The organism is Streptomyces monomycini (genome assembly GCF_022271435.1).
Lineage (GTDB): Bacteria > Actinomycetota > Actinomycetes > Streptomycetales > Streptomycetaceae > Streptomyces > Streptomyces monomycini.
This window is the reverse complement of record NZ_JAFIQY010000026.1, coordinates 1-21,465: the sequence shown is the minus strand read 5'-3', so window position 1 is coordinate 21,465 and position 21,465 is coordinate 1. Positions and strand designations below refer to the sequence as shown.

Genomic DNA, 21,465 nt, shown 5'->3' with positions numbered 1-21,465 from the left:
CACCGTGTCTGACCCGAACCTGAACGACGCCGCCGACTCCGTCGAGACGGCAGCGGCCGACGTTGACGCGGCTGCCTCGGCCGAGGTCGAGGGCGACGCTGCGGCGCTTGCCGACGAAGAGGGCGCTCGCGAGATCGTCGAGGGCGCCGACGCGGCCGACGAGCTCGACACCGAGGACGCCGAAGCGGGCGAGCCCGCCGAGGAGGCCGCGGTGAGCGTCGAGGCCGACGACGAGGCCGACGCGGCGGAGACCGACGAGGACGCGGCGCAGGACGACGCCGAGGCTGAGGCCGAGGTCGAGGCCGAGCCGGTCGACCCGATCGCCGCGCTCCGCGAAGAGCTGCGCACCCTGCCGGGCGAGTGGTACGTGATCCACACCTACGCGGGCTACGAGAAGCGCGTGAAGGCCAACCTGGAGCAGCGCGCCGTCTCGCTCAACGTCGAGGACTTCATCTACCAGGCCGAGGTCCCCGAGGAAGAGATCGTCCAGATCAAGAACGGCGAGCGCAAGAACGTCCGCCAGAACAAGCTCCCGGGCTACGTGCTCGTGCGCATGGACCTGACGAACGAGTCCTGGGGCGTCGTGCGCAACACGCCCGGCGTGACCGGCTTCGTGGGCAACGCCTACGACCCGTACCCGCTGACCCTGGACGAGATCGTCAAGATGCTCGCCCCGGAGGCCGAGGAGAAGGCCGCCAAGGAGGCCGCCGAGGCCGAGGGCAAGCCGGCCCCGTCCCGCAAGGTCGAGGTCCAGGTGCTGGACTTCGAGGTGGGCGACTCGGTCACCGTCACCGACGGCCCGTTCGCCACGCTGCAGGCCACGATCAACGAGATCAACGCCGACTCGAAGAAGGTCAAGGGCCTCGTCGAGATCTTCGGCCGCGAGACCCCGGTCGAGCTGAGCTTCGACCAGATCCAGAAGAACTGACACCTTCTGGAACCACGCTTCCGAACAGGTCAGGCGAGCCCCTCGGGGACCGTCTGACCTGCTCGGTTTTTGGCCGCACCTCTGTACCCGTTATCGTTGTGCGGTATGCCTCCATCCGGATGACCGGATGGTCTGGCGAAAAACCTCTCACTAGGACCCGGAGAGAGCATGCCTCCCAAGAAGAAGAAGGTCACGGGGCTCATCAAGCTCCAGATCCAGGCCGGTGCCGCGAACCCGGCTCCGCCGGTCGGCCCCGCGCTGGGTCAGCACGGCGTCAACATCATGGAGTTCTGCAAGGCCTACAACGCCGCGACCGAGTCGCAGCGTGGCTGGGTCATCCCGGTGGAGATCACGGTCTACGAGGACCGTTCCTTCACCTTCGTGACCAAGACGCCGCCGGCCTCGAAGATGATCCTGAAGGCCGCGGGCGTGGAGAAGGGCTCCGGCGAGCCGCACAAGACCAAGGTCGCCAAGATCACGGCCGACCAGGTCCGCGAGATCGCCACCACCAAGATGCCCGACCTGAACGCCAACGACCTGGACGCCGCGTCGAAGATCATCGCCGGCACCGCCCGTTCCATGGGCATCACGGTCGAGGGCTGACAGCCACCCCGCATCCGCCCCGCGGCACCCGCCGCACCACGGGGCACGTGGCAGGGCCAGGCGCTGGCCCGTACCACGACTCCATCGCCACCATTCAGGAGCAGCAGTGAAGCGCAGCAAGACTCTTCGCAACGCGGACGCGAAGATCGACCGGGAGCGTCTGTACGCCCCGCTCGAGGCCGTCCGTCTGGCCAAGGAGACCTCCGCGGCCAAGTTCGACGCGACCGTCGAGGTCGCCATGCGTCTGGGTGTCGACCCGCGCAAGGCCGACCAGATGGTCCGTGGCACCGTGAACCTTCCGCACGGCACCGGTAAGACCGCCCGGGTCCTGGTCTTCGCGACCGGCGACCGTGCTGCGGCCGCGGAAGCCGCCGGCGCCGACATCGTCGGCTCCGACGAACTGATCGACGAGGTCTCCAAGGGCCGCCTGGACTTCGACGCCGTCGTCGCCACGCCGGACCTCATGGGCAAGGTCGGCCGCCTCGGCCGCGTGCTCGGTCCCCGTGGTCTGATGCCGAACCCGAAGACCGGCACCGTCACCCCGGATGTCGCCAAGGCTGTCACCGACATCAAGGGCGGCAAGATCGAGTTCCGCGTGGACAAGCACGCGAACCTCCACTTCATCATCGGCAAGGTGTCCTTCGACGACGCCAAGCTGGTGGAGAACTACGCCGCGGCGCTGGAGGAGATCAACCGTCTCAAGCCGTCCGCCGCCAAGGGCCGCTACATCAAGAAGGCCACCATCGCCACCACGATGGGCCCCGGCGTCCCGGTCGACGGCAACCGCACCCGCAACCTCCTCGTCGAGGAGGACGCGCTCGCCGTCTGAGTCTGACGGCAGGCGCGCGCGTACGCGTACGCCGGGCCCCGCACCTCGTCCGAGGTGCGGGGCCCGGCGCTTTTCGCGGCCAACGGGTCCGTACGGGACGGCACGGGGCGTTCGGGACGCCGCGGGGTCCGGCGGCAGGCGCTGTCACTCCTCTGCACTACGCTCACCCGCAGTCGTAAAACTGATCTACAACGGGGAGACACACGTGCGTACTGCGCGGATCACGGCGGTCGTGGCCGGCGTCGTCATGATGGCGGGCCTGACCGCCTGCGGTGACAAGGACGGCGGCAGCAAGGCGGGCGGCGACGGGGGCGGCAACGGCTCGCCCGCCCAGGCCGCCGCCGCGGCGCTGCGGACGGCCTCCGAGAAGACCGGCGCGGAGAAGTCGGCCAAGGTCGAGACGACCAGCAGGTCGGGCGCGATGACGCGGACGATGAAGGGCGAGCTGGACTGGGCCGAGGGCGTGCGGATGACCGCCGAGATGACCGGCCAGGGCGGGCTGGGCGGCGGCAAGCCCATGAAGGTGCTCGCCACGCCGGAGGCGATGTACATCAACCTCGGCCTCGGCGGCAAGCCGTGGATGAAGTACGGCTTCGACGCGCTCGCCAAGCAGAACCCGAGCTTCGCGCTGATCAAGGATCAGATGCAGAACAACAACCCGTCGCGCGCGATGGGCCTGGTCATCGCGTCGGGCAAGGCCAAGAAGGTGGGCACGGAGGAGGTGCGCGGGGTCCGGACGACCCATTACACCGCCACCTTCGACGTGGCCGAGCTGACGCGGATGCAGGCCTCCAAGGACTTCAGCGAGAAGGACATGAAGGCGCTGGAGGAGTCGCTCAAGCAGAGCGGCACCAAGAACGAGACCGTCGACCTGTGGATCGGCCCGGGCGACCTGCTCGTCAAGAAGACCGAGAAGGCCCAGAACAACATGGGCGGCGCGGAGAGCACGGTCTACTACTCCGACTACGGCACCAAGGTCGACGTCCAGGAGCCCCCGGCCTCGCAGGTGAACGACGCCGGCAAGCTCGGCGCCGGTGCCGCGGGCGGCGGCCTGAAGGGCTGACGCCCTCCCGCCCCGCCGTTCCGGGCCCGGCGCGCCGCCGGGCCCGGAACGGATTTGCCTGCGCGACGGCCGTTCGCGTACCGTAGCGAAGAAGCCAAAGACCGCTGGTTGTCTCTGTGCGCCTTTACGGGCGTACGGAACCGAAGGATCCGCTAGCTGCGGACGGCCTGCGCAGGTGGACGAGGAAGAACTCCCGGAAGAACTCTGTTTTCCCGGTTGAGCCATGCCCCGTGCGCCCGCGCCGGGGCGTTTGTTTTGCCCAGCCCCTTCTGCGCGGTCCTCATCACCCGGAAGGAGGCCGAGGCTCATGGCGAGGCCCGACAAGGTCGCAGCCGTCGAGGAGATCACGGAGAAGCTCCGTAACTCCAACGCCGCTGTTGTGACCGCGTACACCGGACTGTCCGTCGCTCAGCTCAAGCAGCTGCGCCGTTCGCTCGGTGACAACGCTCAGTACCGTGTGGTGAAGAACACGCTGACCAAGATTGCGGCCAATGAGGCCGGGATCACGCTGGACGAGCACCTCAAGGGCTCGACGGCTGTCGCCTTCGTGACCGGTGACCCGGTCGAGGCGGCTAAGGGTCTTCGTGACTTCGCCAAGGAGAACCCCTCTCTCGTCATCAAGGGCGGTGTCCTCGACGGCAGGGCGCTGTCCGCCGACGAGATCAAGAAGCTTGCGGACCTCGAGTCCCGCGAGGTTCTGCTCGCCAAGCTGGCGGGTGGCATGAAGGCGTCCATGGCCAAGGCCGCGGCGACCTTCCAGGCCCCGCTCACGAAGATGGTCCGCACCGCGGAAGCTCTTCGCAGCAAGGTCGAGCAGGGCGGTGCCGGTGAGCCGGCTCCCGCCGAGGCCGCGGAGTAACCACTCCGCAGTCCAGCGGGCACGTCTGCTCAGCACGCCCGCCGCAATGTACATCCGGCACCAGCCGAATTAGTGGAAGGACCGCCACCATGGCGAAGCTCACCCAGGACGAACTGCTGGCCCAGTTCGAGGAGATGACCCTGCTCGAGCTCTCCGACTTCGTGAAGAAGTTCGAGGAGAAGTTCGACGTCGAGGCTGCCGCCCCGGTCGCCGTTGCCGCCGCCGGCGCCCCGGGTGCCCCGGCCGCCGAGGCCGCCGAGGAGCAGGACGAGTTCGACGTCATCCTCACCGGTGCCGGCGACAAGAAGATCCAGGTCATCAAGGTCGTGCGCGAGCTGACCTCGCTGGGTCTGAAGGAGGCCAAGGACCTCGTGGACGGCACCCCGAAGCCGGTCCTCGAGAAGGTCGCCAAGGACGCCGCGGACAAGGCCGCCGAGGCCCTCAAGGGCGCCGGCGCCTCCGTCGAGGTCAAGTGACCCGACGAGTCTGCTGACTCTTCGCAAACCTGAAGGCGATCACCCATGCGGGTGGTCGCCTTCGGGCGTTCGGGCCGCGGCTGCGCCGCCCCGGCATTCCGTGCGAGTATGGTGATCTTCGTTGCCCGGCCGTGCACCCCGTGACGATCTTCCAGTGGGTGGGGGGCCTTGACGAACCGCACGCAGCGCGCAATTCTCAGGACGCGACGTCAGAAGCGATCCGGGTTCGAGGCATGGATCGCCGGCGAAGAGGGAAGCATCGAGGTGCGCCTGTTGGCGCACGGCTCGTGGCAGGCATAAGACGTTGGCGTTGAGACGAACAAAGAGGGGTACCTCCGTCACGGAGGGTGCCGCCTACCGGAGGGAGAAGATCGGTATCACGGTGCTGAACCGGTCTCCGGAAACTCGCTCTGGACATCAGTGTGCCGAGTGGCTACACTGACCCTTTGCGCTGCCTGTTAGCTGCTCCCTGCCCGTCACCAGGGGCATACCCGAGCCCGAGCAATGCCGACTGATCCGCCCTGACCTGGGCCTTTCCTCCGGCTTCGTTCGGTCCGGGACCGGTACGCGCGTAGTGAGTCCGAGCCCTCGGAAGGACCCCCTCTTGGCCGCCTCGCGCAACGCCTCGACTGCCAATACGAACAACGGCGACAGCACCGCCCCGCTGCGCATCTCTTTTGCGAAGATCAAGGAGCCCCTCGGGGTTCCGAACCTCCTTGCGCTGCAGACCGAAAGCTTCGACTGGCTGCTCGGCAATGCCGCATGGAAGGGTCGCGTCGAGGCTGCGCTGGAAAGTGGTCAGGACGTCCCCACCAAGTCCGGTCTGGAGGAGATCTTCGAAGAGATCTCCCCGATCGAGGACTTCTCCGGGTCGATGTCGCTGACGTTCCGCGACCACCGATTCGAGCCCCCGAAGAACTCCATCGACGAGTGCAAGGAGCGCGACTTCACGTACGCGGCCCCGCTCTTCGTCACCGCCGAGTTCACCAACAACGAGACCGGTGAGATCAAGTCTCAGACGGTCTTCATGGGCGACTTCCCGCTCATGACCAACAAGGGCACCTTCTGCATCAACGGCACCGAGCGTGTCGTCGTCTCGCAGCTGGTCCGCTCGCCGGGTGTCTACTTCGACAGCCAGATCGACAAGACGTCGGACAAGGACATCTTCACCGCCAAGATCATCCCGTCCCGGGGTGCCTGGCTGGAGATGGAGATCGACAAGCGCGACATGGTCGGCGTGCGCATCGACCGCAAGCGCAAGCAGTCCGTGACCGTCCTCCTCAAGGCCCTCGGCTGGACGACCGAGCAGATCCTCGAAGAGTTCGGCGAGTACGAGTCCATGCGCGCCACCCTGGAGAAGGACCACACCCAGGGCCAGGACGACGCGCTGCTCGACATCTACCGCAAGCTGCGTCCGGGCGAGCCGCCGACGCGCGAGGCCGCGCAGACGCTGCTGGAGAACCTGTACTTCAACCCGAAGCGCTACGACCTCGCGAAGGTCGGCCGCTACAAGGTCAACAAGAAGCTCGGCGGCGACGAGCCGCTGGACGCCGGTGTGCTGACCACCGACGACGTCATCGCCACGATCAAGTACCTGGTCAAGCTGCACGCCGGCGAGACCGAGACGATCGGCGAGAACGGCACGGAGATCGTCGTCGAGACCGACGACATCGACCACTTCGGCAACCGCCGCCTGCGCAACGTCGGCGAGCTGATCCAGAACCAGGTCCGTACGGGTCTCGCCCGTATGGAGCGTGTCGTGCGCGAGCGCATGACCACCCAGGACGTCGAGGCGATCACGCCGCAGACTCTGATCAACATCCGGCCGGTCGTCGCCTCCATCAAGGAGTTCTTCGGCACCAGCCAGCTGTCCCAGTTCATGGACCAGACGAACCCGCTGTCGGGCCTGACCCACAAGCGCCGGCTGTCCGCGCTGGGCCCCGGTGGTCTCTCCCGTGAGCGGGCCGGCCTGGACGTCCGTGACGTGCACCCCTCGCACTACGGCCGCATGTGCCCGATCGAGACGCCCGAAGGCCCGAACATCGGTCTGATCGGCTCGCTCGCCTCCTACGGCCGCGTCAACGTCTTCGGTTTCATCGAGACGCCGTACCGCAAGGTCGTCGACGGCCGGGTCACCGAGCAGGTCGACTACCTGACCGCCGACGAGGAAGACCGCTTCCTCATCGCGCAGGCGAACGCTCCCCTCACCGAGGACATGGAGTTCGCCGAAGGCCGCGTCATGTGCCGCCGCCGCGGTGGTGAGGTCGACCTCGCCGCCCGCGAGGACGTGGACTACATGGACGTCTCGCCGCGCCAGATGGTGTCGGCCGCGACCGCCATGATCCCCTTCCTGGAGCACGACGACGCCAACCGCGCGCTCATGGGATCGAACATGATGCGCCAGGCCGTGCCGCTGATCAAGGCGGAGGCCCCGCTGGTCGGCACCGGCATGGAGTACCGCTGCGCGGTCGACGCCGGTGACGTCATCAAGGCGGAGAAGGACGGTGTGGTCCAGGAGGTCTCCGCGGACTACATCACCGTCGCCAACGACGACGGCACGTACACCACGTACCGCGTCGCCAAGTTCACCCGCTCCAACCAGGGCACCTCCTTCAACCAGAAGGTCGTCGTGGACGAGGGCGCCCGCGTCATCGTGGGTCAGGTGCTCGCCGACGGTCCCTCCACGGAGGAGGGCGAGATGGCGCTGGGCAAGAACCTGCTCGTCGCCTTCATGCCCTGGGAGGGTCACAACTACGAGGACGCGATCATCCTGTCGCAGCGCCTCGTGCAGGACGACGTTCTGTCCTCGATCCACATCGAGGAACACGAGGTCGACGCCCGGGACACCAAGCTGGGCCCGGAGGAGATCACCCGGGACATCCCGAACGTCTCCGAGGAGGTCCTCTCGGACCTCGACGAGCGCGGCATCATCCGGATCGGTGCCGAGGTCGTCGCCGGCGACATCCTCGTCGGCAAGGTCACGCCCAAGGGTGAGACCGAGCTGACCCCGGAAGAGCGCCTGCTGCGCGCCATCTTCGGCGAGAAGGCCCGTGAGGTCCGTGACACCTCGCTGAAGGTCCCGCACGGCGAGATCGGCAAGGTCATCGGCGTCCGCGTCTTCGACCGCGAAGAGGGCGACGAGCTGCCCCCGGGCGTGAACCAGCTGGTCCGCGTCTACGTGGCGCAGAAGCGCAAGATCACCGACGGTGACAAGCTCGCCGGCCGCCACGGCAACAAGGGCGTCATCTCCAAGATCCTGCCGGTCGAGGACATGCCGTTCCTGGAGGACGGCACCCCGGTCGACATCATCCTCAACCCGCTGGGTGTCCCGTCCCGAATGAACCCGGGTCAGGTCCTGGAGATCCACCTCGGCTGGCTCGCCAGCCAGGGCTGGAAGGTCGAGGGCGACGCCGACTGGCAGAAGCGCCTCCAGGCGATCGGCGCCGACGAGGTCGCGCCCCGCACCAACGTCGCGACCCCGGTCTTCGACGGTGCGCGCGAGGACGAGCTCGCTGGTCTGTTCGACTCCACGCTGCCGAACCGCGACGGCGAGCGGATGGTCAAGGACACCGGCAAGGCCCGGATGTTCGACGGCCGTTCCGGTGAGCCGTTCCCGGACCCGATCTCGGTCGGGTACATGTACATCCTGAAGCTCCACCACCTGGTGGACGACAAGCTGCACGCGCGTTCGACCGGTCCGTACTCGATGATCACCCAGCAGCCGCTGGGCGGTAAGGCCCAGTTCGGTGGCCAGCGCTTCGGTGAGATGGAGGTGTGGGCGCTGGAGGCTTACGGCGCCGCGTACGCCCTCCAGGAGCTGCTGACCATCAAGTCCGACGACGTGACCGGCCGCGTGAAGGTCTACGAGGCGATCGTCAAGGGCGAGAACATCCCCGAGCCCGGCATTCCCGAGTCCTTCAAGGTGCTCATCAAGGAAATGCAGTCGCTCTGCCTGAACGTGGAGGTGCTGTCCTCGGACGGCATGTCCATCGAGATGCGCGACACGGACGAGGATGTCTTCCGCGCCGCGGAGGAGCTCGGTATCGACCTGTCCCGGCGCGAGCCGAGCAGCGTCGAAGAGGTCTGACGGGCCTGGCCGGGGCTCCTTCCCCCCAAGGAGCCCCGGTCGCCCCGGACCCGTACAGACCATGATGTAGAGCCCATTTTTTCGCTTACGCGAAGGGCACGACCCTGAAAGAGGGATTGACGACAGTGCTCGACGTCAACTTCTTCGACGAGCTGCGGATCGGCCTGGCGACCGCGGACGACATCCGACAGTGGTCCCACGGTGAGGTCAAGAAGCCGGAGACCATCAACTACCGCACCCTCAAGCCGGAAAAGGACGGGCTCTTCTGCGAGAAGATCTTCGGTCCGACCCGGGACTGGGAGTGCTACTGCGGCAAGTACAAGCGTGTCCGGTTCAAGGGCATCATCTGCGAGCGCTGTGGCGTCGAGGTCACTCGCGCCAAGGTGCGCCGTGAGCGGATGGGCCACATCGAGCTGGCCGCCCCCGTCACGCACATCTGGTACTTCAAGGGCGTTCCGTCGCGGCTGGGCTACCTGCTCGACCTCGCCCCGAAGGACCTGGAAAAGGTCATCTACTTCGCCGCCTACATGATCACGTGGGTGGACGAGGAGCGCCGTACGCGCGACCTGCCCTCGCTGGAGGCGCACGTCTCCGTCGAGCGCCAGCAGATCGAGCAGCGCCGCGACGCCGACCTGGAAGCCCGCGCCAAGAAGCTCGAGACCGACCTGGCCGAGCTGGAGGCCGAGGGCGCCAAGGCGGACGTGCGCCGCAAGGTGCGCGAGGGCGCCGAGCGTGAGATGAAGCAGCTGCGCGACCGTGCGCAGCGCGAGATCGACCGCCTCGACGAGGTGTGGAGCCGCTTCAAGAACCTCAAGGTCCAGGACCTGGAGGGCGACGAGCTGCTCTACCGCGAGCTGCGGGACCGCTTCGGCACGTACTTCATGGGCGGCATGGGCGCCGCGGCGCTGCAGAAGCGCCTGGAGTCCTTCGACCTCGACGAAGAGGCCGAGAAGCTCCGCGAGATCATCCGTACCGGCAAGGGCCAGAAGAAGACCCGTGCGCTCAAGCGCCTGAAGGTCGTCTCCGCGTTCCTGCAGACCCGCAACAGCCCCAACGGCATGGTGCTGGACTGCATCCCGGTCATCCCGCCGGACCTGCGTCCGATGGTGCAGCTGGACGGTGGCCGCTTCGCGACCTCCGACCTGAACGACCTGTACCGCCGTGTGATCAACCGCAACAACCGCCTCAAGCGTCTGCTCGACCTCGGTGCCCCCGAGATCATCGTGAACAACGAGAAGCGGATGCTCCAGGAGGCCGTCGACGCGCTGTTCGACAACGGCCGCCGCGGTCGCCCGGTCACCGGTCCCGGCAACCGCCCGCTGAAGTCCCTGAGCGACATGCTCAAGGGCAAGCAGGGCCGTTTCCGTCAGAACCTGCTCGGCAAGCGTGTGGACTACTCCGCGCGTTCCGTGATCGTCGTCGGTCCGCAGCTGAAGCTGCACCAGTGCGGTCTGCCGAAGGCCATGGCGCTGGAGCTCTTCAAGCCGTTCGTGATGAAGCGCCTGGTCGACCTGAACCACGCGCAGAACATCAAGAGCGCCAAGCGGATGGTCGAGCGCGGCCGCACGGTCGTCTACGACGTCCTCGAAGAGGTCATCGCGGAGCACCCGGTCCTGCTGAACCGTGCGCCCACCCTGCACCGCCTCGGCATCCAGGCCTTCGAGCCGCAGCTGGTCGAGGGCAAGGCCATTCAGATTCACCCGCTCGTGTGCACCGCGTTCAACGCGGACTTCGACGGTGACCAGATGGCCGTGCACCTGCCGCTGTCCGCGGAGGCGCAGGCCGAGGCCCGCATCCTGATGCTGTCCTCGAACAACATCCTCAAGCCGGCCGACGGCCGTCCGGTCACCATGCCGACCCAGGACATGGTGCTGGGCCTGTTCTTCCTCACCACCGACGAGGCGGAGCGCAAGGTCATCGGCGAGGGCCGGTCCTTCGGCTCGGTCGCCGAGGCGATCATGGCCTTCGACAACCGGGAGCTGTCGCTCCAGGCGAAGGTCGACATCCGCTTCCCGATCGGCACCGTCCCGCCGCGTGGCTGGACCCCGCCGGCGCAGGAAGAGGGCGAGCCCGAGTGGCAGCAGGGTGACAGCTTCCGCCTGCGGACGACCCTGGGCCGCGCGCTCTTCAACGAGCTGCTGCCCGAGGACTACCCGTTCGTCGACTACTCGGTGGGCAAGAAGCAGCTCTCCGCGATCGTCAACGACCTGGCGGAGCGCTACCCGAAGGTCATCGTGGCGGCGACGCTCGACAACCTGAAGGCGTCCGGTTTCCACTGGGCGACCCGTTCCGGTGTCACCGTCGCGGTCTCGGACATCGTCGTGCCGGAGGCCAAGAAGGCCATCGTCGCGGGCTACGAGGCCCAGGACGAGAAGGTCCAGAAGCAGTACGAGCGCGGTCTGATCACCAAGGACGAGCGCACTCAGGAACTGATCAACATCTGGACCAAGGCGACCAACGAGGTCTCCGAGGCGATGAACGCCAACTTCCCCAAGACGAACCCCATCTTCATGATGGTTGACTCGGGTGCCCGAGGAAACATGATGCAGATGCGGCAGATCGCCGGTATGCGTGGTCTGGTGTCGAACGCGAAGAACGAGACCATCCCGCGTCCCATCAAGGCCTCGTTCCGCGAGGGTCTGTCCGTGCTGGAGTACTTCATCTCCACCCACGGTGCCCGTAAGGGTCTGGCGGACACCGCCCTGCGTACCGCCGACTCGGGTTACCTGACCCGTCGTCTCGTGGACGTCTCGCAGGACGTCATCATCCGCGAGGAGGACTGCGGCACCGAGCGCGGTCTGAAGCTGCGGATCGCCAGCAAGGGCGCCGACGGCATCCTGCGCAAGGCGGACGACGTCGAGTCCAGCGTGTACGCGCGGATGCTGGCAGAGGACGTCGTCGTGGACGGCAAGGTCATCGGCCCGGCCAACGTCGACCTGGGCGATGTCCTCATCGACCAGCTCGTCGCGCACGGCGTCGAGGAGGTCAAGACCCGCTCGGTCCTGACCTGCGAGTCCGCCGTCGGCACCTGTGCCTTCTGCTACGGCCGCTCGCTGGCCACCGGCAAGCTGGTCGACATCGGTGAGGCGGTCGGCATCATCGCCGCCCAGTCCATCGGTGAGCCCGGCACCCAGCTGACGATGCGTACCTTCCACACCGGTGGTGTGGCCGGTGACGACATCACCCTGGGTCTGCCGCGTGTCGTCGAGCTCTTCGAGGCCCGTACGCCCAAGGGTGTCGCCCCGATCTCCGAGGCCGCCGGCCGCGTGCGGATCGAGGAGACCGAGAAGACCAAGAAGGTCGTCGTCACGCCGGACGACGGCAGCGACGAGACGGCGTACGGCGTCTCCAAGCGTGCCCGTCTGCTGGTGGGCGAGGGTGACCACGTCGAGGTCGGCCAGGCGCTGACCGTGGGTGCGGTCAACCCGCACGACGTGCTGCGCATCCTGGGCCAGCGTGCTGTCCAGGTCCACCTGGTCGGCGAGGTCCAGAAGGTCTACAACAACCAGGGCGTGGCGATCCACGACAAGCACATCGAGATCATCATCCGGCAGATGCTGCGCCGTGTGACGATCATCGAGTCCGGCGACGCGGAGCTGCTGCCGGGCGAGCTGGTGGAGCGTACGAAGTTCGAGAGCGAGAACCGTCGTGTGGTCCAGGAGGGCGGTCACCCCGCCTCCGGCCGTCCGCAGCTGATGGGTATCACCAAGGCTTCGCTGGCCACCGAGTCCTGGCTGTCGGCGGCGTCCTTCCAGGAGACGACCCGGGTGCTCACCGACGCGGCGATCAACGCCAAGTCGGACTCCCTGATCGGCCTCAAGGAGAACGTCATCATCGGTAAGCTCATCCCGGCCGGTACGGGCCTGTCCCGTTACCGCAACATCCGGGTGGAGCCCACCGAGGAGGCCAAGGCCGCGATGTACTCGGCCGTCGGTTACGACGACATCGACTACTCGCCCTTCGGCACCGGCTCCGGCCAGGCGGTCCCGCTGGAGGACTACGACTACGGTCCGTACAACCAGTAAGGGCCCGGCCGGCCGTCGGCGGCCGGTCCGGACACGCGCTGTGCGCAGGGCGGTCACCCCTCGGGGTGGCCGCCCTGCGGCGTTGTGGGGCGGTCGTCCCGCCGGCGGCCCGCCGCCTCCCCTTGCGGTGGGCGGGGCGGCGTGGTGGCGCGCGATGATTCCTTCGCGGGGAACCGTGCGCTCTTCTGGCGCGTACTGAATGATGGGTGGTACTGCCTAATGTGGGGGAGGTGCTGAGAGTGGCGTTCCAGCCGTGGCAGGGGGGACAGCCGGCGCCGTGGCAAGGCGGGCAGCCGGTCCAGGGCCCGGGCCAGGTCCCGGCGATGCGTGCTTCGCACGCCGACCGTGAGCGTGCGGTGGACGTGCTGAAGGCCGGTTTCGCCGAGGGGCGGCTTCCGCAGCAGGAGTACGAGCAGCGCATCGGCCGCGCCTATCAGGCGCAGACCCAGGCCGAGCTGCAGATGCTGGTGGCGGACCTGCCGCAGGGGCCGATGCCGCAGCCGCAGTTCGGGCCGCCGCCCGCGGTGCCGCAGACGTTCATGCCGGTGCAGCCGATGACGGCGCCGACCAACGGTTCGGCCACCGGAGCGCTGGTGTGCGGCATCCTCGCCCCGGTGACGTGGGGCCTGACGTCGATACCCGCGGTCATCCTGGGGCACAAGGCGCGGGCCGAGATCCGCCGCACGGGGGAGCGCGGGGACGGCCAGGCGGTCGCCGGGCTGGTCCTGGGCTGGCTGGGGATCAGCGGCTGGCTGCTGTTCTTCATCCTGATGGTCTTCGTGGGGGCGGCGAACCTCTGAGGGCGCGGAGGCGGGGCACACCGGGCGCCGGCGGGGCGTTGGCAGCCGGGTGCCGGGGGCGGCTCCGGAGGCCGTAGGGCGGCCGCCACGGCGCGCGCGGCGATGGCCGAGCCTTCTTCCGTACGGCCCCTGATCGCACTACGGTGGCCGCAGCGCCGGGGGAGTCCGGCGTGTCCTTCGCGTGTGCATTTGTTTTGACCGCAGCCCATGCGGTAGGTACGCTCTGACCTTGTGCCTGGGGTGTCCTCAGGCTGCCGTGCGTGCACTCGTCCGTACGGAAGCCGGGTCTCGACACCGCAATCTGCCGCCGTCCTCGTTCCAGCGAGGGGTCTGCAGTATTCGACACACCCGACCGCGTGGGTCGGGGAATGTTCCAGGTTAGCTTTACCGAGACTGGCACACAGAAACCGGAGAAACGGTGCCTACGATCCAGCAGCTGGTCCGCAAGGGCCGGCAGGACAAGGTCGAGAAGAACAAGACGCCCGCACTGGAGGGTTCGCCCCAGCGCCGCGGCGTCTGCACGCGTGTTTTCACGACCACCCCGAAGAAGCCGAACTCGGCCCTGCGTAAGGTCGCACGTGTGCGTCTGACCAGCGGCATCGAGGTCACCGCTTACATTCCGGGTGAGGGCCACAACCTGCAGGAGCACTCGATCGTGCTCGTGCGTGGCGGCCGTGTGAAGGACCTGCCGGGTGTTCGGTACAAGATCATCCGCGGCTCCCTCGACACGCAGGGCGTCAAGAACCGCAAGCAGGCTCGCAGCCGCTACGGCGCCAAGAAGGAGAAGTAAGAATGCCTCGTAAGGGCCCCGCCCCGAAGCGCCCGGTCATCATTGACCCGGTCTACAGCTCTCCTCTGGTGACCTCCCTCATCAACAAGGTCCTGCTGAACGGAAAGCGCTCCACCGCCGAGCGCATCGTTTACGGCGCCATGGAGGGTCTGCGTGAGAAGACCGGCAACGACCCGGTCATCACGCTGAAGCGCGCGCTGGAGAACATCAAGCCGACCCTCGAGGTCAAGTCCCGCCGTGTCGGTGGCGCGACCTACCAGGTCCCGGTCGAGGTCAAGCCCGGCCGCGCCGCCACGCTCTCGCTGCGCTGGCTCGTGGGCTACTCGCGCGCCCGCCGTGAGAAGACCATGACCGAGCGCCTCATGAACGAGCTGCTGGACGCCTCGAACGGCCTCGGCGCTTCGGTCAAGAAGCGCGAGGACACGCACAAGATGGCCGAGTCCAACAAGGCCTTCGCGCACTACCGCTGGTAGTCGCTACCCCCATCGAGACCGAGAGAAGATTGAGCCGATATGGCTACCACTTCGCTTGACCTGGCCAAGGTCCGCAACATTGGGATCATGGCCCACATCGACGCGGGCAAGACGACCACCACCGAGCGGATCCTGTTCTACACCGGTGTTTCCTACAAGATCGGTGAGGTCCACGACGGCGCTGCCACGATGGACTGGATGGAGCAGGAGCAGGAGCGCGGCATCACGATCACGTCTGCCGCGACGACCTGCCACTGGCCGCTGAACGACGTCGACCACACCATCAACATCATCGACACCCCGGGCCACGTCGACTTCACCGTCGAGGTGGAGCGTTCGCTGCGCGTGCTCGACGGTGCGGTGACGGTGTTCGACGGCGTTGCCGGTGTTGAGCCGCAGTCCGAGACCGTCTGGCGCCAGGCGGACCGCTACGGCGTGCCGCGCATCTGCTTCGTCAACAAGCTCGACCGCACCGGTGCGGAGTTCCACCGCTGCGTCGACATGATCGTGGACCGCCTGGGCGCGACCCCGATCGTGATGCAGCTGCCGATCGGCACCGAGGCGGACTTCAAGGGCGTCATCGACCTCGTCTCCATGAAGGCGCTGGTCTGGTCCGCCGAGGCCGCCAAGGGCGAGATGTACGACACCGTCGACATCCCGGCCACGCACACCGAGGCTGCCGACGAGTGGCGCGGCAAGCTGCTGGAGGCCGTCGCCGAGAACGACGAAGAGATGATGGAGCTGTACCTGGAGGGCCAGGAGCCCACCGTGGACCAGCTGCACGCGGCGATCCGCCGTATCACCATCAACTCGGGCAAGGGTGGCGACACCACCGTCACCCCCGTGTTCTGCGGTACCGCGTTCAAGAACAAGGGCGTGCAGCCCCTGCTCGACGCGGTCGTGCGCTACCTCCCGTCGCCGCTGGACGTCGAGGGCATCGACGGCCACGCCGTCAACGACTCGGAGCAGGTCATCACGCGGCGCCCCTCCGAGGAGGAGCCGCTGGCCGCTCTCGCGTTCAAGATTGCGAGCGACCCCCACCTGGGCAAGCTCACCTTCATCCGGGTGTACTCGGGCCGCCTCGTGGCGGGTACCCAGGTCACCAACTCGGTGAAGGGCAAGAAGGAGCGCATCGGCAAGATCTACCGGATGCACGCGAACAAGCGTGAGGAGATCGAGTCGGTGGGTGCCGGTGACATCGTCGCCGTCATGGGTCTGAAGCAGACCACCACCGGTGAGACCCTCTGCGACCCGTCGAACCAGGTCATCCTGGAGTCGATGGAGTTCCCGGCCCCGGTCATCCAGGTCGCGATCGAGCCCAAGTCCAAGGGCGACCAGGAGAAGCTGGGTGTCGCCATCCAGCGTCTCGCCGAGGAGGACCCGTCCTTCCAGGTCCACACGGACGAGGAGACCGGTCAGACCATCATCGCGGGTATGGGCGAGCTGCACCTCGACGTGCTGGTCGACCGTATGAAGCGCGAGTTCCGGGTCGAGGCCAACGTCGGCAAGCCGCAGGTCGCGTACCGCGAGACCCTGCGCAAGGCCGTCGAGCGCCTGGACTACACGCACAAGAAGCAGACTGGTGGTTCCGGCCAGTTCGCGAAGGTGCAGATCGCGCTCGAACCGCTTGAGGGCGACGGGTACGAGTTCGAGAACAAGGTCACCGGTGGCCGTATCCCGCGGGAGTACATCCCGTCCGTGGACGCGGGCTGCCAGGAGGCCATGGAGTTCGGCGTGCTCGCCGGCTACCCGCTGACCGGCGTGAAGATCACGCTGCTCGACGGCGCGTTCCACGAGGTCGACTCCTCGGAGATGGCCTTCAAGATCGCCGGTTCGATGGCCTTCAAGGAGGCCGCCCGCAAGGCCAGCCCGGCCCTGCTGGAGCCGATGATGAAGGTCGAGGTGACGACGCCCGAGGACTACATGGGTGACGTCATCGGCGACATCAACTCGCGTCGCGGTCAGATCCAGTCCATGGAGGACCGCCACGGCGCCAAGCTCGTCACGGGCCTGGTTCCGCTCTCGGAGATGTTCGGCTACGTCGGAGACCTCCGCAGCAAGACCTCGGGTCGCGCAAGCTACTCGATGCAGTTCGACTCCTACGCCGAGGTTCCGCGGAACGTCGCCGAGGAGATCATCGCGAAGGCCAAGGGCGAGTAGTACCGGCTCGCACGAGTCGCAAGACGCTTTAGGCTTGACACCGTCTGCCGGGGCCTGTCCCCGCCACCCGCGAGGGGGCCCCGGCGGCCGGCATCCCAGCAAAGATCACCTGGCGCCGATGAGTAAGGCGTACAGAACCACTTCAGGAGGACCCAGTGGCGAAGGCGAAGTTCGAGCGGACTAAGCCGCACGTCAACATCGGCACCATCGGTCACATCGACCACGGTAAGACGACCCTCACGGCCGCCATTACCAAGGTGCTGCACGACGCGTTCCCCGACCTGAACGAGGCCTCGGCCTTCGACATGATCGACAAGGCGCCCGAGGAGCGCCAGCGCGGTATCACCATCTCGATCGCGCACGTCGAGTACCAGACGGAGAACCGTCACTACGCCCACGTTGACTGCCCCGGTCACGCGGACTACATCAAGAACATGATCACCGGTGCCGCCCAGATGGACGGCGCGATCCTCGTGGTCGCGGCGACCGACGGCCCGATGCCGCAGACCAAGGAGCACGTGCTCCTGGCCCGCCAGGTCGGCGTGCCCTACATCGTGGTGGCCCTGAACAAGGCCGACATGGTGGACGACGAGGAGATCCTGGAGCTCGTCGAGCTCGAGGTCCGTGAGCTCCTCTCGGAGTACGAGTTCCCGGGCGACGACGTTCCGGTCGTCAAGGTCTCGGCGCTCAAGGCGCTCGAGGGCGACAAGGAGTGGGGCGACTCCGTCCTCAAGCTCATGGCCGCCGTCGACGAGTCGATCCCGCAGCCCGAGCGTGACGTCGACAAGCCGTTCCTGATGCCGATCGAGGACGTCTTCACGATCACCGGTCGTGGCACCGTCGTCACCGGCCGTATCGAGCGTGGTGTCCTCAAGGTCAACGAGACCGTCGACATCATCGGCATCAAGACCGAGAAGACCACCACCACGGTCACCGGCATCGAGATGTTCCGGAAGCTGCTCGACGAGGGCCAGGCCGGTGAGAACGTCGGTCTGCTGCTCCGCGGCATCAAGCGCGAGGACGTCGAGCGCGGCCAGGTCATCATCAAGCCGGGCTCGGTCACCCCGCACACGGAGTTCGAGGCGCAGGCGTACATCCTGTCGAAGGACGAGGGTGGCCGCCACACCCCGTTCTTCAACAACTACCGCCCGCAGTTCTACTTCCGTACCACCGACGTGACCGGCGTCGTGACCCTCCCCGAGGGCACCGAGATGGTCATGCCGGGCGACAACACCGAGATGTCGGTCCAGCTGATCCAGCCGGTCGCCATGGAGGAAGGCCTGAAGTTCGCCATCCGTGAGGGTGGCCGGACCGTCGGCGCCGGCCAGGTCACCAAGATCGTCAAGTAATTCTGACGGTCGGGGAGACCCGGCAGCTCTTTTGAGCGCTCTGAGGAGCCCCGCTCACCTTCGGGTGAGCGGGGCTTCTCGCTGTTCCGGGGCCGGGCTCTTCTGCTGGGTCCGCCGGCTGCTTAGCATGTCCGGGTCGGCGCGTACCCCCTCGGGACGCGACCCTCTTCCCGGAAGTGACGCCATGCTGCGCACCATGTTCAAGTCCAAGATCCACCGTGCCACCGTCACCCAGGCGGACCTGCACTACGTCGGCTCGGTGACGGTCGACGCCGACCTGCTGGACGCCGCCGACCTGCTGCCCGGCGAGCTGGTCCACATCGTCGACATCACCAACGGCGCGCGCCTGGAGACGTACCTCATCGAGGGCGAACGCGGCTCCGGCGTCCTCGGCATCAACGGTGCCGCCGCGCACCTCGTGCGCCCCGGCGACCTGGTGATCCTCATCAGCTACGCCCAGGTGGACGACGCCGAGGCCCGTACGCTGCGCCCGCGTGTCGTGCACGTGGACGCGGACAACCGCATCGTCGCCGTCGGCGCGGACGCGTCGGAGCCGGTGCCCGGGGGGAACGACGAGCGCAGCCCGCAGGCGGTCGTACGGGCGGCGGAAGCGCCCTAGGCGGGGCCGGGGCCGTGCCTGCGGGGCTCACGGTGGTACCGGACGCACGGGGAAGCCGAAGGCCATCCGGTCGCAGGCCGGTCCGGTGGCGTCGAAGTTGAGGCGGCGCATCACGCGGGGCATGCCGGCGGGGATGGGCGTCCGGCCGTGCACCACGGCCGTGTTGTCGGCGATCAGTACGTCGCCGACGGCGAGCTTGAAGCTGAGCCGGTTCGCGGGGGCGGCGAAGAACCGGCACAGCTCCGCGTACTGGTCCCGGACGTCCGCGCGCGGGACGACCCGCGACACGCCGTCCGCCATCCGGAACCGCAGCGTGCAGACGCCGTCCCGGCGCCGGAACAGCGGCTGGGTGCTGGTCTGGTCGGTACGGGTGATCGTCAGCGCGTCGGGCTCGGCCAGCGCGTCCCGCCGACCGGGGAAGTGCCGCGTCAGGTACTCGTAGGCGGCCTGGGAGCTGGCCAGGACGGACAGACCGCCGCGTACGGCGGGCCGGACGCACTGGAGCGTGATCAGGGCCTCGGGGCGGTCACGGAACGCCCCGTCGGTGTGCAGCAGGTGCTCGACGCGGCTGGAGCCGAGGAAGCCGGCGACCGGCCGGGCCGGGCTGATCGGCACGATCCCGTCGCCGTCCGCGCGCGGGTGCGGCACCGGGGCGCCGAAGCGCCGCCGCAGGCTGAGCAGGTCCTGGCGGCTCCTGGCCCGCTCCGCGCAGCGCAGGATCGCGAAGCCGTACCGGTTGAAGGCGGCCAGCATCTCGTGTTCCTGCGCGGCCGACATGCAGCACATCGAGGGCACCCGGACGATCTGCGCCGCCACGGGCAGTCCGGAGCCGAACGGGCGGCGGTGCTCAAGTGGCGCCATGGCCGGTGACCTCCGGTCGCGGTGCCGGGGCGAGCGTGGCGAGCCAGCCGCGCAGTACGGCGGCGGCCATCCGCTCGGTGCCGGCGCGGTCGTGCCGTACGTCGCCGGGCCCGGCCCCGAGGGCGTCGGGGCGGCGGTGGTGGAAGGCCGTGACGGCCTGGTCGTCGGCCGGGTACTCGGCGCCGCTCTCCATCCGGATCATGATCTTCGCGAGCAGGGCGGTGGCCTTGTAGAGCACCCGCAGGTCGGGTTCGTCGAGCAGGAGCTGTTTGCGCAGGGTGACGGCGGCCTGGACGCCGTCGCGCACGCTGACGTCCGCGTAGGTGACGGCGTCCGGTACGGGCAGGGCGAGGCCGGGGGCGCACCACAGGGGCGCGAGGGCGCCCGCCCCGCTGAGGGTGAGGACGTGCAGCAGCCGCGGCGGCAGGGCGCCCGCGCGGAACTCGTCCTCGGTGAGGACCGTCATCGTCATCCGGACCCCGTCCAGCACCGGCGCCAGCTCCGTGCGGACGCGCCGGAGCCGGGGGAGGGCGTCCTGCGGAGCCAGTACGAGGACGTCCAGGTCGCTCCAGCCGTGCCGGTACGTGCCCCGGGCCGCGCTGCCGGTCACGGCGAGCAGGTCCACCGTCGTACGGGGCCGGGTGAGCCGGTCGCGCAGGTCGCGCAGGTACGTGCCGAGGCAGCTCGGAAGGCCCAGGCTGTGCACGGATACGGGCTTCAGCGGCCGGAACGTCCAGGCGGCGTCGAAGGCGAGGCGGTCGAGGTGCCGCTGGAGACTCAGTCGGGGCCAGGGGGCGGCGTCGTCGTGGAGGGTGTCCTGGGCGGGGCTCCGAGCTGCGTCCTGAGCGGCGGTTTCGGGCGCGGTGTCCTTACCGGCCCCGGGCCCGGGGCGCACGGCGCGCAGCCGGTCGCCGAAGAGTTTGCGCAGCGCCTCGACGGTGGCCCGGTCGCGTACGGGCTCGATGCTGACGCGGTCGAGGAACGGATGCGCGGCGCAGTAGCGGTCGAGGCCGTCGGCGATGCGTTCGGCCTGGGCCGTGGCGTCGTCGGTGTCCGGTACGGCCCGGGTGTGCGACGCGGCTGCGGCGAGATGCGCGGCGTTGAGGCGGGCGTAGCCGCGGCGGGTGCGCAGGTACTCCCCGGCGGTGTCGCGCGCGTGCTCGCAGTCGCCGCCCAGTGCCGCCACCTGTACCCGGGAGAGCGCGCACTCCGGAACCGCGGGGTACATCCGGTGCAGGCGCTGCCGCAGCTCGTGCTGTACGTCGATCACCGGCCGGTCGCCGACGACGACGGCCGTGTCGAACCGTCCCTCGTCGAGGAGGCGGTTGAGCTGCTCGTGCAGCCGCCGCTGGAAGTACTCCACGAGGCAGTCGGGGGCCGGGGAGCGGGCCAGACCGAGCGCGGCACCCAGGGCGGGGGACTCGTCGTGCAGCAGGACGACGCCGTACTCGGTCTCCTCGGAGGCGCGCAGAGCGGTGGGGGGGGGGGCGGGGGGGGGCGCCGCGGGCCCGGGCCGGCGCCCCCGGCCCCCCCCCCCCCCGGG

At 68.2% G+C, this 21,465-nt stretch carries 16 protein-coding genes; 14 read left to right on the top strand and 2 right to left on the bottom strand.

All coding sequences use genetic code 11. The annotated features are described in order from the left end of the window. Window positions 1-4 precede the first annotated feature (4 nt). The 14 genes from nusG (at window position 5) to panD (ending at window position 19,061) form a co-directional block, all read left to right on the top strand. Window positions 5-928 carry a transcription termination/antitermination protein NusG gene (gene nusG, locus JXZ78_RS25735; protein WP_030017010.1) on the top strand — a complete coding sequence of 308 codons (924 nt, stop codon included), beginning with the start codon at window positions 5-7 and terminating at the stop codon, window positions 926-928. A 168-nt stretch (window positions 929-1,096) separates the two neighbouring features. Next, a complete protein-coding gene (gene rplK, locus JXZ78_RS25730; protein WP_030017009.1) occupies window positions 1,097-1,531 on the top strand; it encodes a 50S ribosomal protein L11 in 435 nt (144 codons plus the stop codon). 106 nt (window positions 1,532-1,637) lie between these two features. Further along, window positions 1,638-2,360 carry a 50S ribosomal protein L1 gene (rplA, locus tag JXZ78_RS25725; RefSeq protein ID WP_030017008.1) on the top strand — a complete coding sequence of 241 codons (723 nt, stop codon included), beginning with the start codon at window positions 1,638-1,640 and terminating at the stop codon, window positions 2,358-2,360. 205 nt (window positions 2,361-2,565) lie between these two features. Beyond that, window positions 2,566-3,423 carry an SCO4651 family lipoprotein gene (locus JXZ78_RS25720; RefSeq protein ID WP_030017007.1) on the top strand — a complete coding sequence of 286 codons (858 nt, stop codon included), beginning with the start codon at window positions 2,566-2,568 and terminating at the stop codon, window positions 3,421-3,423. A gap of 307 nt (window positions 3,424-3,730) precedes the next feature. After that, a complete protein-coding gene (gene rplJ / locus JXZ78_RS25715; protein ID WP_030017006.1) occupies window positions 3,731-4,282 on the top strand; it encodes a 50S ribosomal protein L10 in 552 nt (183 codons plus the stop codon). Window positions 4,283-4,371: 89 nt separating this feature from the next. Further along, a complete protein-coding gene (gene rplL, locus JXZ78_RS25710; RefSeq protein ID WP_030017005.1) occupies window positions 4,372-4,758 on the top strand; it encodes a 50S ribosomal protein L7/L12 in 387 nt (128 codons plus the stop codon). Between the two features lie 604 nt (window positions 4,759-5,362). Next, window positions 5,363-8,845, top strand: coding sequence for a DNA-directed RNA polymerase subunit beta (rpoB, locus tag JXZ78_RS25705; protein ID WP_030017004.1), 3,483 nt, complete (start codon window positions 5,363-5,365; stop codon window positions 8,843-8,845). A gap of 125 nt (window positions 8,846-8,970) precedes the next feature. Beyond that, window positions 8,971-12,870: a DNA-directed RNA polymerase subunit beta' gene (locus JXZ78_RS25700; RefSeq protein WP_030017003.1), complete on the top strand. Its 3,900-nt coding sequence runs from the start codon at window positions 8,971-8,973 to the stop codon at window positions 12,868-12,870. A gap of 323 nt (window positions 12,871-13,193) precedes the next feature. Continuing rightward, window positions 13,194-13,670 carry a DUF1707 and DUF4190 domain-containing protein gene (locus JXZ78_RS25695; RefSeq protein WP_033036935.1) on the top strand — a complete coding sequence of 159 codons (477 nt, stop codon included), beginning with the start codon at window positions 13,194-13,196 and terminating at the stop codon, window positions 13,668-13,670. A 418-nt stretch (window positions 13,671-14,088) separates the two neighbouring features. Further along, entirely contained in the window at window positions 14,089-14,460 is a 372-nt protein-coding gene (rpsL, locus tag JXZ78_RS25690; RefSeq protein ID WP_003948652.1) for a 30S ribosomal protein S12, read from the top strand. 2 nt (window positions 14,461-14,462) lie between these two features. Next, window positions 14,463-14,933 (top strand): 30S ribosomal protein S7, encoded by a 471-nt coding sequence (gene rpsG, locus JXZ78_RS25685; RefSeq protein ID WP_030017001.1) that lies wholly within the window; start codon window positions 14,463-14,465, stop codon window positions 14,931-14,933. Between the two features lie 39 nt (window positions 14,934-14,972). Further along, window positions 14,973-17,093 (top strand): elongation factor G, encoded by a 2,121-nt coding sequence (gene fusA, locus JXZ78_RS25680; RefSeq protein WP_030017000.1) that lies wholly within the window; start codon window positions 14,973-14,975, stop codon window positions 17,091-17,093. Between the two features lie 155 nt (window positions 17,094-17,248). Next, the gene (tuf, locus tag JXZ78_RS25675) at window positions 17,249-18,442 is read left to right on the top strand and encodes an elongation factor Tu (protein WP_030016999.1); all 1,194 of its coding nucleotides are present in this window, start codon (window positions 17,249-17,251) and stop codon (window positions 18,440-18,442) included. A gap of 184 nt (window positions 18,443-18,626) precedes the next feature. Then, window positions 18,627-19,061 (top strand): aspartate 1-decarboxylase, encoded by a 435-nt coding sequence (gene panD, locus JXZ78_RS25670; protein ID WP_030016998.1) that lies wholly within the window; start codon window positions 18,627-18,629, stop codon window positions 19,059-19,061. Window positions 19,062-19,088: 27 nt separating this feature from the next. Here the strand turns inward: panD and JXZ78_RS25665 are convergent, their stop codons facing one another. Both JXZ78_RS25665 and JXZ78_RS25660 read right to left on the bottom strand, forming a co-directional pair. Next, window positions 19,089-19,922: a TauD/TfdA family dioxygenase gene (locus JXZ78_RS25665; protein ID WP_050501947.1), complete on the bottom strand. Its 834-nt coding sequence runs from the start codon at window positions 19,920-19,922 to the stop codon at window positions 19,089-19,091. Next, a partial coding sequence (locus JXZ78_RS25660) for a nucleotidyltransferase domain-containing protein (protein ID WP_238783371.1) occupies window positions 19,909-21,465 on the bottom strand: 1,557 nt, incomplete at its 5' end. The genes JXZ78_RS25665 and JXZ78_RS25660, both read right to left, overlap by 14 nt.